The sequence below is a fragment of the Shewanella carassii genome, assembly GCF_019670705.1.
GTDB lineage: Bacteria > Pseudomonadota > Gammaproteobacteria > Enterobacterales > Shewanellaceae > Shewanella > Shewanella carassii.
This window is the reverse complement of sequence record NZ_AP024618.1, coordinates 1,412,113-1,425,052: the sequence shown is the minus strand read 5'-3', so window position 1 is coordinate 1,425,052 and position 12,940 is coordinate 1,412,113. Positions and strand designations below refer to the sequence as shown.

Genomic DNA, 12,940 nt, shown 5'->3' with positions numbered 1-12,940 from the left:
GTTAAATTTACTTAGGAAGAGGTTGCCAGATTTTGACCACTATAACATTCGCCATTAAGTATCATTACGGAGATGCTGAGCAAGGGCGGCTAGACATGTATGATGCGGCCGTATCTTTTCAAGGCTTTGCCAAAGCTTTATCAATAACTGCCCATGCGTTATTGAATGATGGTGAAATTAGAAGAAAGGGGCATCGCCTGGAAGGCGGCGAGCTTTATATAAACCCTTCGAGAAAAGGAAGCTTCGAGCAAATAGTAACCTTTGTCATAACGAACAAAGAAGCTATTGGCGCGAGTATTGCCGCAGCAGCATTCTATGATCTGATCAAATGGACTTGGTCGAAAACCTTGGATCTTGCTTACGAACCGGAAACGCCACACGTTAAAAAACTTGCCGAAAGAATTGAGCCTTTTCTCGGGGAAATGGAGGAGGCTCTTGAAATACCCTTAGAGCAAGCGCACCGACCAATCAAGAAAAACCCTGAAATGGTTATAGCACTTAAAAGGCAGAGAGTTGGCGAAGTTATCAGGTTAGATGCCGAAACCCTGCAGAATGTATCGCTGCAAACAGAGTCTCAAGTCACTGAAAATATCAAAGGTAATGTAACTCGCTACAATATCCTTTCAGGATATGGCCGCTTCTATGACGATAGCCTTGGTAAAACCATATCATTTAAGGTTGAAGATGACGTCAGCTCTACGCAAAAGCAGTTACTCACTTGGTCACTGCATTTTGCTCAGGAAACTGAGGGGGCGGGCAAAATTCTCATAGATGCAAAGCGGATATTAACTGCTAAAGGTATTGTTAAGCGGTATATAGTATCAAATATCCAGCAGGCGTGAATTTAACAAGCGCCGGCACAGGGAAAAATTTCCGCTGCGCTACAAATTTCCCGTGCGGCGGGCGTTATATTTCTTTCTAGTTCAGTACGTTATAATGTTAAGACTCAAGTCGAAAGCCGAAACGTGAATACGTCTCTCAGTGGTGGTCTCCTGAGACTGATGATGGCAGCCTCGATTTACTTTGCGTCAAATCCACCAGTTTTTGTGGTGCAGTTTCTCTTAGCGGAAATTGTGGGGTTTTTAACTAGTCAGACTAAGGAGGGAGAGCTTATGGGTATGAAAATTATCAACAAAATTAGTAGTAAATTTAAGCAACTTTCAAAATGTGTTGCCATGTTTTGGGAGAACCACCGCTCTTTTAAGTTTAACTTACTGATGATCTGGTGAAACTCCAGTGAAAAGAGCAAATTAGTAGGTGCGCATAGTCCAAATCACCTATAGCGCACTTAAATATAACAAACAATTTAATAAACAACAAAGACACCCATTATTTGCTGATAAACAACAAAGACACCCATTATTTGCTGAGTGAAGGCTCTAGTTGCCTGGATTACAGAAACACTGATGTTTTCACTGGCAGAAAATCATCTTTCAAACCTTTTGAGGGCCATTCAATTATTGAAATGAGCGAAAAAGTCGAATTTCAGACACGATGGAGGTCGAACAAAGTTCAATTGGAGATAAATATCTTGGAGCCTCGGGGATTCAGCTAAACAGCTTCTGACAATTAGCGGCTCCTTGCCTTCGTCGTCGTTGCAGGTGAGTACAGTAGTCGGTAAGTGACTCCAGTGTACCCACTGGCCCCTTGAATAGACGGCTAAAAGTAAAAATGGACACCCAGCATTAATGGCGCGGTAGTTAGCTTCCGACTATGCTTTGTTTAAGCATTTAACAAGGAGGTTATTATGCCGCGCCCTCGCCGAACTCAAATCAGCCTTGAAGATACGCCTTACTACCATTGTTGCAGCCGCGTGGTACGGCGTGCCTTCTTGTGTGGTGATGATGCCTACTCGGGTAAGAATTATGACCACCGCCGTGGTTGGGTCGAATCGTTACTGTTTGAACTGGAAGCCGTTTTTGCTATTGATGTGGCGGCATTCGCCATCATGAGTAATCATCTGCATCTGGTGTTGCATATTGATATAGAGACAGCAAACCGATGGACAGACAGAGAAGTGCTTGAGCAATGGCATAAGCTGTTTAAAGGTGACGAGTTAACCCACAAATTCACCCAGGGTGAGCTGATTGAAGCGTATGAAGTGCCTAGGCTGAAGCATACTATCGCGATTTTTCGCAGCAGGTTATGTGACATCAGTTGGTTCATGCGTTGTCTCAACGAACCGATAGCGCGTCAAGCCAATCAGGAAGATAACTGTACCGGCCGATTCTGGGAAGGAAGATTTAAGTCGCAAGCCTTACTGGATGAAGCCGCGGTGTTAACCTGCATGGCTTACGTTGACCTCAATCCCATCAGAGCCAAGATGGCGGATACGCCTGAGCAGTCGGCGCATACCAGCATTCGACTACGTATTCAGGCAGCCTTGAAATGCGAACAACCCGCCAAGCTACTGCCCTTTATTGGCAATGAATGCAGTAATCAGCCCAGTGGTATTGCGTTTGGGCTCAAGGATTATCTTGAATTGGTGGATGATACCGGGCGCTGTATTCGCGATGATAAACGTGGCGTGATAAGTGAAAAGAGTACCAAGCTACTGACGCGGTTGAATATCCCTCATGAGAACTGGCTCAAGCTTACCACTGAATTTGGAAAACTATTTCGTGGCCCGGTGGGCACCTTGCAAGAGCTCAGCTGTTACTGCGAACACTTGGAGAAGCGACGACGACATTTTGCAACCAGCTGTCAGTACTTTCAAACGGCCTGAACCCCACGCTATTTAACTCAACCGCAGTCATTGAAATCCCCTGAACCATGGGTAGGGCTAGCACAGCTCAAATCTCGCATTTTTGCGTGAAATATGTTCGATTTCATCAAACCTCTGCAACTCACGGATATCTTTCTACCTCCGGGTGCTCAAATCCCCTACTGGTGCTTGAACGCAGACTGAAAGAAGATTAAGTTATTGTTTTACAGTGGGTGGCTTGATTTTTTAGGCTCGATGTTTCGGCGCAGCCTTGTACAGATGTAAATGACAGCGCATAGGCGATTTTCGTCCCAGTTTTACGTAACCAATATGCCGGGCTTTCGCCGTGGCGGAGGGATAAAGCGACTTATTCGACTGCCATTGGGCATGATTGGCCAGGAGAAAGCCGACATCCCCACGGACACGGCCAAGCCAAAACCAACCATATCGTTCCACCTCCCGAAACCAGGTATTGCGGTAACCTGCATCGGTGACAATCAGTGGACAAACATGGGATGGCAGCACCTGTGCCAACTCCGCCAAGAAGGCGTTATGACTGCGAGGAGCATTGTAGTCGGCAAACTTGAAAGTACGCTCATACAGGGTAACCGAGCGCCCTTGCACACTGACAGAGGCTCGCAATGTCATCATCCGCAGTTGTTCACGGACATCAGACCAATCAATGAGGATTACCGGCATGGGATTAGCTGCACAGAGTAACTTTGCATGCCATTGATAAATAGCGAATTTATCAGAGTGTAGATGCGGGTTGCCGAGTAGCCTGTCTATCCGTTTGATGTTGTGCTTTGGCGCCACCGCGCCAGAGATATTGCGACCAAGCTGAGTCAGTGACAACTGATTGCCATCAAGTAACGCTTCTGTAGCAACCATCAGAGAATTAAGCCGTTTTTGATGTATTTGTGGGCATTGCTTTTTGAGTAAATCGTGTAAGATATGGACATCACGCATGGTGTTGGATCTGGTAGTTTTTTGGCGAAATCAATTAGATCAATCAACACCATGCGTGTCTACTGAATTGAATAAAAAGGGAATTATCCGGGGATTCCCTAGAGCAAAGCGTTAGGTTTCACTATGAATTCAGCAATATCTCGAAGATTAGAAAACGCTCTTTTATCTTTGTTTGATAAGGACTATGAAGCTAGTCTTCTACATTGCTTTCCCGCCATAGATAAAACTGCATCTAAACGCAGGCCTAATGTTGCTGTAGGCAAGCGATTCAAGGCATTTTTAAGTGATCAAAGAAACATAATTGCTCCAATTGGTCTTGGTGTAAAAATGGGCAAGGGCTGTACGTTTGGTGGTATGTCTTTTGAAGAAGCCATTTACGACCTTGCTAGAAATCACTTGGTTCATGAAGGCGAGTTTGCCGATAGCTTTGAAATAAAATCCGCTCATGGCTCTAGGCTGGGTGGAAGCTGGGAGTTGTCTTCAGCAAATATACTCGCGCTCATTGTTGCTACGTTAGTTGCCGAAGAAAACAAAGGTGAGGCATTTTCAAAGACTTATGAGTTAGAAATTTTTGGTCAAAAAGTTGACCTCAATACCCTGTGGGGGAAAGAAGAGTTGGTTACTGAAATAATAGATTCAGCGTTCGAGAAACCTAACAAATCAATGCATCCGACCGCTGACGCGTCGGCTGATTGAGGCGTTAGCTGCACAAAGATAGAAATATGGAAATAACAATACCTACAGTACTCAAAGCACTATCCGCTGGCGGCTCTGCCATGAAGTCGATTAATTCGTGGTGGAATAAATCAACGGGTGATTCCAGAGCAATTATTGGAGAGCTCAAAGACAACTTGTTATATCTCGAGATGGTTGCAGTGGATAATGTTCCTCTTGGGGATGTTGCTGATAAGCTATCAGTTATTGAATACAAGCGCCTATCCAAAGAGGGATTCAACTTTAACAAGCTTAAAAGAACAAAAATCTTAAAATATCCATCCCTGAAAGGCTCGGATCTGGAAAAATGGGGCGGTAAGGAAACCGAAGAATTAGTTGTTTCAATTTACGATAAGGTCAACGAAATAAAAATACGTTTTCCGCATGTTGGCGACAATAAGAAATATCGATGGGGTGTAAGGGTGATCAATATTCGTAAAAGAATTTGGTTGTTGTTGAAACATGTCAGCAGCTAACAAACCGCTGTAGTCGTTCGCTCGCGCTCACTGGGACAAAAACACGCAGGCTCCCCAAATAACAAAGACACCCATTATTTGCTGAGTAAAAATGGACACCCAGCATTAATGGCGCGGTAGTTCGAGTAAAAATGGACACCCAGCGTTAATGGCGCGTTAGCTAGCCTCCGACTATGCTTTGTTTAAACATTTAACAAAGAGGTTATTATGCCGCGCCCTCGCCGAACTCAAATCAGCCTTGGTAGTCCCCCCGATAAAAAGTGTGTTAGCTTTAGACATGTCGGCCTCCTGTGATTGCTTGTCTATTGGACCAACAAACAGTGTGGCTCTGGTTTAACTAATCCACGAGAAAACACTGAGGCCGACATCTGCACAGGGAATCATTATATCTAATTGCACAAAGAGGGAATATCTGTGCCAAAGAAAGTTCTAGAAACGAATATTGGTAATACACACATCAAGTTTGAAAACACTTGGTTTAGTGGAGCAAAGTTATTTGTAGATGGCGAAATAGTAGTAAAGGATAATTCATTTTTTGCTCTGGACAAGAACTCGCCATTGGTAGCAAAAAAGATTGTAGTAGAAGGTGTAGAGCACCTTGTAGAAGTCTTTGCTCATGCCATCTTTACCGTGAAACTGAAGTTGCATGTAAATGGACAGTATGTTGCTGGAGACAAGTTCTAGCAATTAACAAAAACATGTAGTGCCGCCCCGCAAATCCATCGCTTCGCTCAAGCGTGCCTCAGTCAAGGAGCGCGGATGTGACCGCTTAACGCCCTCGAGGGTTGCTCGCACCGCTGCTGCCGACATAGGCGCTGCTGGATTTCCCTCATAAGGGGGAATTGGTGCAATTCTGTGAGAGTTAACTTGTTTGAAGCTACCTATATGCCCGCAGACATACACCTCATTTTCAGGCACAGGCGAAACTGTGACCTTCCGAGCCATGAATGGCGAGGCAGAGCTTACAGGGATGTACTCGCAGCGAGTCACAGGATCGCCTGTGCATAAGCCTGCGGCAGGCAATAAGAAACAGTCATAACCGGAAGCCCAACCTATGTTATTTGGCTATTTCGAGCTAAAAGCTATGTTAGCAGCTGTGCCAGCGCCCTAATCGTGAAGCAAGTACATTCATGCACAACGGCCTGTTCGCCATCCCTGACTCTTGGCGACAGCGCGGGGGAATTGGTGTCATTCTGTAATGGTGGATTTGGTTTAAACTTTTGACGTACCAACAGACATACGCCTGTGCGAAGTGCGCCGTAGGAGATGGACTCCTCTGAGACTGAAGCGAAATATGATCCATATGCCGTAGCAGAGTTGCTTAAAACTCACAGCAAGCAACTCTGCGATAGTAGCCTTGGTTTCAACCAAGCTGTGCCCAAGCCTTATTGACTTCTTCGGCGATGATTTCAATGCCGCAGCGCATCAACTCGGGTTGTTGCACATAGTTCATCCGAATACACTCACCGGCGTGTGGCCACTCTTCGGCCAGTCCGAAGAAGAAGTACTCTCCGGGCACCACCAACACGCCCCTGGCTTTCAGGCGTCGATAAAGCTCCATGGCACTGATGGGCAGGCCTTCAAACCAGAGCCAGAGGAAAATCGCCCCCTCGGGTTTATGAATTCTGAACCTGGGGTCCGGCAGAGCCTGTTGCAACATGGCCACGGTTTGCTGCGCCCGCTGCAGATAGAAAGGCCGCACTACTTCATTGCCGAGCCGTAGCATATCACCACGGGCTATCATCTCTGTCGCCATCGCCGGGCCCATACTGCCCGGAGCCAGTGAAATAATACCGTTGATATTGGTCAGCGCCTGGGTGATGGCTTGGTTGGCTATCACTATGCCGCAGCGCAGCCCAGGCAGCCCCAGCTTGGAGAGACTCATGCACAGCACGGTGTTGTCGTTCCAGAAAGGAGTCACATCTTCAAACAGAATATTGGGGAAAGGTGAGCCATAGGCGCAGTCGAGGATCAGCGGGATCCCATGCGCTCTTGCCAGCTTATCCAGCTTATCAACCTCTTCATCGGTCAGCACATTGCCTGTGGGGTTGGTCGGCCGCGAAACACAAATGGCGCCGATATCGGCATCGACTTTAAGCCTTTCAAAGTCGATGTGATATTTGAACAAGCCGCCATCCAGCTTGGTAATTTCCGGCTTGAAGGTACGAAACAGTTCATCTTCCAGACCGGCATCACTGTAGCCGATATACTCAGGGGCCAGCGGCAGTAAGATCTTGCGTTTTTGCCCCTCGGCAGTGGTACCGGCAAACAGGTTGAACAGCGCGAAAAACGAGCTCTGGCTGCCGTTGGTGAGACTGATATTGTTTTTGGTCAGCGACCAACCGTAGGTATCGTTAAGCAGCTTGGCCAAAGCGCTGAGAAAGGCATCTTTTCCCTGCGGGCCATCATAGTTGGTCATGGCCGCGAGCAACTCGCCCTTGGCCAACATATCGGCACTAAGCTCGGTAAAATAGTCCAGCATGGAGGGAATGGCCGCCGGGTTACCGCCCCCCAGCATAATCGCCCCCGGAGTGCGTAGCCCTTCGTTGAGATCATCCATCAACTGGGTGATACCTGTATAACGGTTAAACTTGTCGCCAAACTTGGAAAACTGCATTACTTCTATCCGCAGACTCATATCAAGAAACAGAACTTATTTAGTAACAGGAACCGCGGCAGATTACACCTTAAAAGTTTTTTAGTTGCGTGATACAACTCAATATTTGCCAAGCTTAAATGGCTGCAAACGTCCCGAATAAGAGTTACATGGTCATTTGAGAGCAGATTTTTGTGCGCCAGCGAACATTTCGCCGACATCGACTTGTTGATCCATTATCCGGGGCACACACTTAAAAACAGGAGAAGCAGCCAGAGGAGCAGCGGGTGTCAGCCTCAAAACTGAGTGAACTAAAGCAGCAACAGCAGAGTCTGTTAGAGCAGGAATTGATGCGGGAGCAAGCCGGTTCCCTGGGCGTTGCCGGCAAGACACTGGAGCAGGCACTGCAGGATTATCAGCGCCACCATCACCTGTCACCGAGAAAGAAAGCCGAATACGTTAGGGTGGTGGCCGATGCCGTTTATAACCTGATGTTGACCCGGGAGTTACTCGGCTTTGTCGACGGCAATCTTGAGTGGGTTTGCGGCCAATATGACATTCCGGATGCCGTGCTGCAGCATATGGCCTTGAGCTGAAAAGCATCAAGGCCAGCTTGGGGCAAGGAAGGTGCGAACCACGCCTTGCATCCAGGCCCATAAGCCGATGCAGAGCACACATGGGACTTGTTCGCCCCCTCACCAACTCACCAAGGCGAGTTGGGTCGCAGCCACAGGTGCACTGTCACTTCATCCCTGTCGTGGTAGAGATGTTTACAAGCCAGCTTAAACTCTGTGATGCCGTTTTCTTTGAGAATGGCCTGCATATTTTCCAATATGGTGCTCACCTCTTTGTAACGGCTCTTCATCGGCAGTTTCAGGTTAAAGATAGCCTCTTTGAACCAGCCATTGATGGCCCAGGCTTCCATCAGCTCGGCCACCCTGGCCGGCTTTTCCACCATGTCACACACCAGCCAATAGATGTTCTTGCGCTTGGGCTCAAAACGGAAACCATCGGCCTGGAAGTGAGTCACCTGGCCGGTTTCCATCAAACCTGCATCCATGGGGCCGTTGTCGACGGCCGATACAAACATGCCGCGACGCACCAACTGATAGGTCCAGCCGCCGGGACAGGCGCCGAGATCTACGGCGTTGAGACCGCTGCGTAAACGTTCCTCCCGCTGCGGCTCGGGAATAAAGTGATTAAAGGCCTCATCCAGTTTCAAAGTCGAGCGGCTGGGCGCATCGGCGGGAAACTTAAGTCTGGGGATCCCCATAAAAAACGGTGACGAGTTATGGCTGTAGGAATAACCGGCAAACGCCTTGCCCGGTGCCACAAAGCACACATGGATTATCGGCCGCTTGGGGTTTTCCTTGGTCAGCAGAGTACCACTCTGTTTCAGCGACTGACGCAGCGGCACGGTAAACTTGCGGCAGAAGGTCAGCAGCTCTTTGGCTTCGTTGGTATCCGGGGTTTCGACCCTGAGTTCACCGCCCTTGCTAACATCTTCAAGCGCGGCGGTAATTGGCCCTACCCTGTCTTCCGGAGGCAGGTCGCTGAGCAGATCGCCGCAGACAAACATCTGCCGGGCAAAGATCAATGAGTCCAGCGCCAGTTCCTGTGCCAGGGTGTCGGCTTCCCCTTCGGCAAAACATTGAAAGATCACATAGGCATCGTTGTTATTGGCCTTGACGAAACCACCGACATTGAGCAGTGCCGCCCGATTTTGGATCTCGGCCGCGCACTCTTTTTCGTAGCCGGCACGACAAAACAGAAACAGGTTGTTCATTGGTATTTCCAAACAGTGAATCTTACCGGAAAGCCTCCGGCAACTGGCGAAGGCGCGAGTATACCATAGCATTGCGCGCAGGAGTTGCCTGACTCGGTGAGAATGAAAGCCGAGCATGCGAGGATTGCAAGAAAGCTCAGACTAAATAGAGCTTGGCCTGCAGCACAGACCGGCCCATTCCCCCTGCCCTTCGGCAATTGGGAATAGAACACCCGCCACTTGGGCGGGTGTTTACCTGAGCAGGCCTGCGGACTATCTACTTAAATAGCCATTTCTTTAAATAGCTATCTCTCTAGAGGGCTATCTCTTCAGGTGACAATTTTAAGCACACAATGGCTCTATTAAACCAGCCTCAGAGCCCGGTTTCGTCCATGCGGTGGCGCCATACCGCTGCCGCCAATAATAGCCAGCCCACCAGGAAGCAGCTGCCGCCGAGAGGGGTTACCATGCCCAACCACTTGGTGCCTGTCAGGGCATACAGATACAGCGAGCCGGAGAACATAAAGATCCCAGCGATAAACAGCCCGGCAGCCCAGTCAATCAGACGCGACTTGAACCAGTGACCGGCAAAGGCCAGGGTGATCAAACCAAAGGTGTGATAGAACTGATATTCCACCCCCAGGTTGAATATGGCGATCAACTCGGCAGGTGCAATGGTCTTGAGTCCATGGGCGCCGAAAGCTCCCAGAGCAACGGCAAAGAAACCACTGATGGCCGCCAGTAACAATAACCCCTTACGCATAACTAACTCCCGATAAATAAAAGTGATTCTTTCACGGCATCCTGCAGGTTAGCCTTAAGATCCGTTCCGGACGACTTGCGCGGCACAAAACTATGATCTCCGTCGGTAATAAAGCGTACTTTGGCCTGCTCGGGCAGCGCCCAGGAGGCCAACTGCTCGCGCTTGCCGAAGCTGTCGCGCTCGCCCTGCAGAATAAGCAGAGGCGAGGCACACTCCCACAGGGGCTCAAGTCTGGGCTCGGTCTTCTTCGGCGGCAAAAACGGATAGCCAAGGCAGATAACACCGCTGGGGGGCATCACCAGCTTATCATTGGCCGCCAAGATGGCCGCCATCCGCCCGCCCATGGATTTGCCCATCAAAAATAGTCGCTTGGGCGCAAACTCGGCAACCGCTGCTGTCAAAGTCTGCTCGAAGGACTGCAACAGCGCAGGTGCCCGGTCCGGCGGACGCCGCTTGCCATCTTCGCCGCGCTTGACCATGTAAGGAAAGTTAAACCTCAGCACGCTCGGGCCGCTTGCGGCCAACAGCGCGGCATAATCCGCCATAAAGTCGCTGTGCATATCGGCACCGGCGCCATGGGCGAACAACACCAGAGTGTCATTGTCCTTACCTTGATCCAGCAGCCAGTTAGTATTCAAGTTCATCATCAGCCCTGTCCGAAGAAACAATAATTATCATGCTTGGATTCGAATAAACCACAATATTAAATACCGTACTTCCCTGACAAATTAATTTATTAACAAATAGCGCTAAAAAACGCCCATGCGGTAATTACACGTCCCTTACCCATACCGTCCTTACATGTTCTTCCAATAAGTCAATCACACTTTGGTGAATAAATACCAAACCAAAGTCCTCTTCCAGTTTAAATATTAATCTTTGTTCCACTGGAATATTTTCCAGTTTAGAGAAATCAAACTCTGTCGAATCAACATCTAACCAGTTCAGCTTACCAAACTGCTTTTCTTTATCCGTCAATCTGTACGTCTGATGGATATAAGGCATTCGATAGTTGTCATATACCTCGAGTTGTTCATCCGAAGGTTGACTTGGCGAATTGTCAACACGAGCATCCAGCCATTCAACACCATGCTGCACCAATGGCTCCAGTTTGGATGCTATATCACCAATAATGAACAGCTTTGGAGAAAAGGTCATTTCCAATAACAGATCCGGTGCTGCAGCACCTACTGGTGCAGGTGTTTGTTGGAATGGGAAAGTATCCATATTTTGTTTAGTGAGTATCGAGTATTCATCTTTCACTTACTATTATCTCCTTGGTGCTTCATCATCGACATCAAACTTAAAAGCGGTCAGTCCACAAGCTAACCCCTGTCGAGCGATAATATACAATTCATCATATATTTCTGAAGAAAAGAAAAAGCTGTTGGTGCCTTTAACCCTAAAAATATGCCTGCGGTTCATAGGGTAGGTTTCGAGTTTTTCCCGGTCCAGATATAATTTTTGAACTAGAACGGAATGAAACGACTCTCTCTCTTCAAGAGGCACATCATAACCATGTTCTTTGGGATCGTAATGTTCAACAAAAGATTCAATATTTGACTTTTCTTGATCCAATACATCCAACTCGTTATTTATCGCGATAATATATCGCTGCTGAGTCGACAGACCATCCATGCACTGTAATTTATTGGGCAAAAAAGCGACGCCATATGGGTCAAAGCTCATAAAAACGTCTGCTATAGGTTTGGTAACGCTTAAATCCCCTGAATTTGTGATATCGAAAACAGCTTCTGAATAACTGTCTTCATCCTCCCAAATAACCGCACTCAATGCGCTCACTGGAATGTAGTCCATGTCTTCGTACAGGTGCCCTCTGTTATCAGAGCAACTAAACATGGCATCACTCTCTTCCGTGTTTTCGTTTATGTAAGCCAGTTCCATCAAAGTTCCCTATAAACTGCAAGCTTTCACTTCTTTGTAGTGCCTTCCTGTATATGCAGAGAAACGTGTTACCGACTTATCCCGGCAACAATTCACTACGTGACTCCTCAGCAAACATATCCAGCATCCATTCGCGGAACGCGACAATTTTACCTAACTCGGCATGCTTTTGCTGGCACACCAGATAATAGGCATCTTTGCTGACCAGAACCTCCTGGAACGGACAGACCAAACGCCCGGCCTTGATGTCGGGGCGGGCGAGCACGCTGTAGCCCAGAGCTACCCCCTGGCCATGGGCCGCCGCCTGCAGTACCAGAGATGAGTGGCTGAATATCGGCCCCTGGTTCACATTGACATCCGTTACGCCGCATTGGCGGAACCAGGCCTGCCAGTCATGACGGCTCATATCGTGCAGCAGGGTATGATATTTAAGATCGGCGGGCTTTTCCAATGGCTTGGGGCCGTTGAGCAGCATTGGCGAGCAGACGGGGATCAACACTTCGTTGCGTAGTTTGTCGGCCCTAAGCCCGGGCCAGTTGCCCTGACCATAGTAAATCGCCACATCCACATCGTCTGACAGGGAACTGAAATCTGCATCCACTGCCTTGATCCGCACATCGATATCGGGATTCTTCTCGCTGAATTTCGCCAGACGCGGCACCAGCCACTGAATGGCAAAGCTGGGCGACATGCTGACAGTCAAGGAACCCACGGCGCTACGGGCCAACAGCCTGTCGGTGGCATCCGACAGTTGAGTAAAAATATCCTTGATATCGAGGAAGTAGCTTTGCCCCTCTTCGGTCAGCAGCAGCGAGCGGTTCTTTCGGCGAAATAATTTTAATCCCAGAAAGTCTTCCAGCGCCTTGATCTGATGACTCACTGCAGCCTGGGTAACGAACAGTTCTTCGGCGGCGCGGGTAAAGCTCAAATGCCTTGCTGCTGCCTCGAACGCCTTAACCGCATTCAGCGGAGGAAGTCGTTTTGACATAGTGATCCACTTCTCATTTTTTAATTAGTTTTTCTAATCCAGATTGTTACATTTTATCGT

The 12,940-nt window shown here is 48.3% G+C and carries 13 protein-coding genes, 1 other RNA gene and 2 pseudogenes; 7 read left to right on the top strand and 9 right to left on the bottom strand.

Going from position 1 to position 12,940, the window contains the following annotated elements:
* Positions 1–32 precede the first annotated feature (32 nt).
* On the top strand, positions 33–842 hold the full coding sequence (locus K5621_RS06560; protein WP_248953029.1) for a DUF7946 domain-containing protein: 810 nt from the start codon (positions 33–35) through the stop codon (positions 840–842).
* A 114-nt stretch (positions 843–956) separates the two neighbouring features.
* Positions 957–1,017, top strand: an RNA gene (locus K5621_RS06555) — hammerhead ribozyme type II.
* A gap of 530 nt (positions 1,018–1,547) precedes the next feature.
* On the opposite strand, the pseudogene K5621_RS20150 reads toward K5621_RS06555, so the two are convergent.
* Positions 1,548–1,664 (bottom strand): annotated as a pseudogene (locus tag K5621_RS20150) (transposase); the annotation flags it as partial.
* 83 nt (positions 1,665–1,747) lie between these two features.
* Between K5621_RS20150 and K5621_RS06550 the strand changes: the two are divergent.
* Positions 1,748–2,725, top strand: a complete 978-nt coding sequence (locus K5621_RS06550) for a transposase (protein WP_221050571.1) — start codon at positions 1,748–1,750, stop codon at positions 2,723–2,725.
* Between the two features lie 231 nt (positions 2,726–2,956).
* Here the strand turns inward: K5621_RS06550 and K5621_RS06545 are convergent.
* Positions 2,957–3,673: pseudogene (locus K5621_RS06545) on the bottom strand (IS4 family transposase); the annotation flags it as partial.
* A gap of 123 nt (positions 3,674–3,796) precedes the next feature.
* Here K5621_RS06545 and K5621_RS06540 point away from each other — a divergent pair.
* From K5621_RS06540 to K5621_RS06530, 3 genes are all read left to right on the top strand, one after another.
* Positions 3,797–4,369, top strand: coding sequence for a hypothetical protein (locus K5621_RS06540; RefSeq protein ID WP_221050741.1), 573 nt, complete (start codon positions 3,797–3,799; stop codon positions 4,367–4,369).
* A gap of 26 nt (positions 4,370–4,395) precedes the next feature.
* Positions 4,396–4,863, top strand: a complete 468-nt coding sequence (locus tag K5621_RS06535) for a hypothetical protein (protein WP_221050740.1) — start codon at positions 4,396–4,398, stop codon at positions 4,861–4,863.
* Between the two features lie 414 nt (positions 4,864–5,277).
* Positions 5,278–5,547 carry a hypothetical protein gene (locus K5621_RS06530; protein WP_208169902.1) on the top strand — a complete coding sequence of 90 codons (270 nt, stop codon included), beginning with the start codon at positions 5,278–5,280 and terminating at the stop codon, positions 5,545–5,547.
* Positions 5,548–6,226: 679 nt separating this feature from the next.
* Here the strand turns inward: K5621_RS06530 and K5621_RS06525 are convergent.
* Positions 6,227–7,480, bottom strand: a complete 1,254-nt coding sequence (locus K5621_RS06525; protein ID WP_221050739.1) for a valine--pyruvate transaminase — start codon at positions 7,478–7,480, stop codon at positions 6,227–6,229.
* 266 nt (positions 7,481–7,746) lie between these two features.
* On the opposite strand from K5621_RS06525, the gene K5621_RS06520 reads away from it, so the two are divergent.
* Positions 7,747–8,055, top strand: a complete 309-nt coding sequence (locus K5621_RS06520; protein ID WP_044734878.1) for a hypothetical protein — start codon at positions 7,747–7,749, stop codon at positions 8,053–8,055.
* Positions 8,056–8,162: 107 nt separating this feature from the next.
* Here the strand turns inward: K5621_RS06520 and rlmM are convergent, their stop codons facing one another.
* The 6 genes from rlmM to K5621_RS06490 form a co-directional block, all read right to left on the bottom strand.
* Positions 8,163–9,245, bottom strand: coding sequence for a 23S rRNA (cytidine(2498)-2'-O)-methyltransferase RlmM (rlmM, locus tag K5621_RS06515; RefSeq protein ID WP_071477122.1), 1,083 nt, complete (start codon positions 9,243–9,245; stop codon positions 8,163–8,165).
* A gap of 352 nt (positions 9,246–9,597) precedes the next feature.
* Positions 9,598–9,987 (bottom strand): DUF423 domain-containing protein, encoded by a 390-nt coding sequence (locus K5621_RS06510; protein ID WP_025887273.1) that lies wholly within the window; start codon positions 9,985–9,987, stop codon positions 9,598–9,600.
* Between the two features lie 2 nt (positions 9,988–9,989).
* Positions 9,990–10,634, bottom strand: coding sequence for an alpha/beta family hydrolase (locus K5621_RS06505; RefSeq protein WP_221050738.1), 645 nt, complete (start codon positions 10,632–10,634; stop codon positions 9,990–9,992).
* A 124-nt stretch (positions 10,635–10,758) separates the two neighbouring features.
* Entirely contained in the window at positions 10,759–11,250 is a 492-nt protein-coding gene (locus K5621_RS06500) for a hypothetical protein (RefSeq protein WP_221050737.1), read from the bottom strand.
* A gap of 6 nt (positions 11,251–11,256) precedes the next feature.
* Positions 11,257–11,892, bottom strand: coding sequence for an imm11 family protein (locus K5621_RS06495; protein ID WP_144361229.1), 636 nt, complete (start codon positions 11,890–11,892; stop codon positions 11,257–11,259).
* 76 nt (positions 11,893–11,968) lie between these two features.
* The gene (locus tag K5621_RS06490; RefSeq protein ID WP_100141904.1) at positions 11,969–12,880 is read right to left on the bottom strand and encodes a transcriptional regulator GcvA; all 912 of its coding nucleotides are present in this window, start codon (positions 12,878–12,880) and stop codon (positions 11,969–11,971) included.
* Positions 12,881–12,940: the final 60 nt, after the last annotated feature.